The organism is Bradyrhizobium sp. NAS80.1, from assembly GCF_001908205.1.
Lineage (GTDB): Bacteria > Pseudomonadota > Alphaproteobacteria > Rhizobiales > Xanthobacteraceae > Bradyrhizobium.
The window spans coordinates 1-2,340 of sequence record NZ_LGHL01000483.1; the positions used below are offsets into that span (position 1 = coordinate 1).

Sequence of the window (2,340 nt, forward strand, 5' to 3'; positions counted from 1 at the left end):
AGCCCGATGACGTGCTTTGGATTTTTGAAGCCGAGCTTGGTCGGAATGCGCAGGCGCATCGGAAAACCGTATTTCGGCGGCAGGACCTCTCCATCGTACTTGAAGGTCATCTGCGTCTGCGGATGCAGCGCCGTGGCCATGTCGATGGAGCTCGAATAGCCTTCGGCGCAGGTGAAATGCACGTACTTTGCCCGCGTATCGGCGCCAATCCGGCGGAGAAATTCGCGGAGCGGCGTTCCCGTCCATTTTCCAACCGCACTCCAGCCCTCGACGCACACAAGGCGGGTGATCTGTGTCTCCTGGGGCAGCGCGTACAGCCGATCGAGCGTCCACGGCCGTTTGTCGTCGACCAAACCGTCGATCAAGAGTTTGTAATCGTCTTCGTCAATATCGGGTGCATTCTCCTCGCGATAATACGCATTGAACGGGAAAGGACGCGTGATCGCGGCTTCTGGATAGGTCGGTGCAAGTCGGTTCGGGTTGAATAGCCGCGCCTGCATCCGATCATTGAAGCGAGACACGGTGCGCAGCGCATTCTCAACCGACGGCCCATCGATGATGTCGCAGCCTGTCAGAAAGGCGAGCGCGCCAGCGCCTGCGCCGGCCCGCAGGAAGGCGCGACGGGTTGGCTCGGGCAGGAGTTTGACAGCGTCCTTGGCCAGCAGTTCGGCGTCGATCCCGGGCACCGATGATCTCGAGCGAGACATCTCTGGTCTCCTCAGCGGCCGCAGATTTCCAAAGCCTATCACCGCAAGCATCGCTACGGCGTTGATCCAATGGGGCACCCGGACATCGAGCTGAACCGACTCTTTCGCCTTTGCGAAACCCGCCCCGCCGAGGGTCGCGTCCGCCGCGCTTCCTGGTTCCCACATGGGGCAACTGTGGTAATCTAGGTCCTGGCAGCTATCAAATGCCGCAGGGATCGGCAGAGTTCCTCGAAATCCCTAGCGCGCGAGATGGAATTGACCCGGTCGTCGAGGGTCATCCTGGCAGCTGCCAAGCCAGTGCTCCAAATCGATCAGGGAGGAAGCGATGTCTCGCACGATAGCGTATTCGCTGCGAATGATTGGTTTTGCCGCCATTCTGGCGGCGCCCGTGGCATGGGCTCAGGAGCCTCCGCCGGTACGGGTGCGTGGCACCATCGAAGGCGTCATCGATAGCGCTACCTACGTGGTTAAGACACGCGACGGAGCCGAACTAAAGGTGACGCTTGCCGAAAAGCCGCAGATCGCCGGCATCGTCAAGGCGTCGCTTTCCGATATCAAGGAGGGCTCGTTCGTCGGCGTTACCGCCATGCCCAAGGCCGACGGCAGCTTGAGTGCACTCGAAGTACACATTTTCCCAGAGGCCATGCGCGGGACTGGTGAAGGACACTATCCGTGGGATCTTCGGCCCCAGAGCACGATGACGAACGCGAATGTTGAACAGATCGCTGCTGCTGTTGATGGGCGCACGTTGACGTTAAAATACAAGGACGGGGAGAAGAAAATCTTCGTCCCCGCCGATGCACCCATCGTCGCTTACGCCCCGGGAGACAAGAGCGATCTCAAGCCGGGCGCGAAAGTCCTCATCATCGCGACCAAGCAGCCCGATGGAACATTGCAGGGTCGCGCCTGGCGCGTCGGGCGGGATGGACTAACGCCGCCAATGTGACTGCAGCATGAGCGAGAAGCGCCGACGAGGTGATGGAATAGAGATGTAGTTTTGCTGCGCCGCACGAGACCGGAAGTGACCCGGGTCAACGCTTGCAGATGGCGCGCAGGGTGCACTTGCGGAAGGTCAGAAAACGCGATTTCCGTGAACAACATGACCGCGACGGATGACTCGGATAGCAAGGAGCGAGTTGCCAGGGGCATGAAATACGCGACCGGCATCATCATCGCGCTGATTGTCGGTGTGTCCGCCACGATGTTGATCAGATCACGTCCGGCTGTCGCCGATGTGAAACGGCTCGCGGAGATTCCGAAGTCTTTCTGGGGAGCATGGGCGCCAAACGCCGATGCCTGTGCTAACGTGGCAGATCAATCGATCATTACTCTGTCAGGCAAATCCTACACAAGCTCGCAGACTTCATGCAGCGTTATCAATGTGAGCGAAACGCCTGGCACAAACAGGCCAACTTATTCTGCTCGTTTGAAGTGCATCGGGCAAGGACAGACCCAACCCACACCTTCGAATTTGATCCTTCGCTCAGAAGATTTGAATCGTATTTCCATCGGTTCTGAGTTCGCGACTCTCAACGTGTATCAGAAGTGCTCCGCAAAAGGGCCAGTCACGAAGGGCCCTCAGTAGTCATGTCCCTGGGAGACCATGATGGCCAAGAAGCGGCGGCCCATACTG

3 protein-coding genes are annotated in these 2,340 nt (G+C 58.9%); 2 read left to right on the forward strand and 1 reads right to left on the reverse strand.

What is annotated here, in order from left to right:
* Positions 1-707: molybdopterin-dependent oxidoreductase (locus tag AC629_RS44400; RefSeq protein WP_143199966.1), on the reverse strand; the 707-nt coding region annotated here is incomplete at its 3' end.
* Between the two features lie 325 nt (positions 708-1,032).
* Here AC629_RS44400 and AC629_RS44405 point away from each other — a divergent pair.
* Both AC629_RS44405 and AC629_RS44410 read left to right on the forward strand, forming a co-directional pair.
* The gene (locus AC629_RS44405; protein WP_084810832.1) at positions 1,033-1,653 is read left to right on the forward strand and encodes a DUF5666 domain-containing protein; all 621 of its coding nucleotides are present in this window, start codon (positions 1,033-1,035) and stop codon (positions 1,651-1,653) included.
* Between the two features lie 144 nt (positions 1,654-1,797).
* On the forward strand, positions 1,798-2,292 hold the full coding sequence (locus AC629_RS44410) for a hypothetical protein (protein ID WP_143199967.1): 495 nt from the start codon (positions 1,798-1,800) through the stop codon (positions 2,290-2,292).
* The last annotated feature ends 48 nt before the right edge of the window (positions 2,293-2,340 follow it).

What these genes read in the sequence shown, in the direction of transcription:
- AC629_RS44405 (WP_084810832.1), top strand. Translation starts at nt 1,033, where the DNA reads ATGTCTCGCACGATAGCGTATTCGCTGCGAATGATTGGTTTTGCCGCC.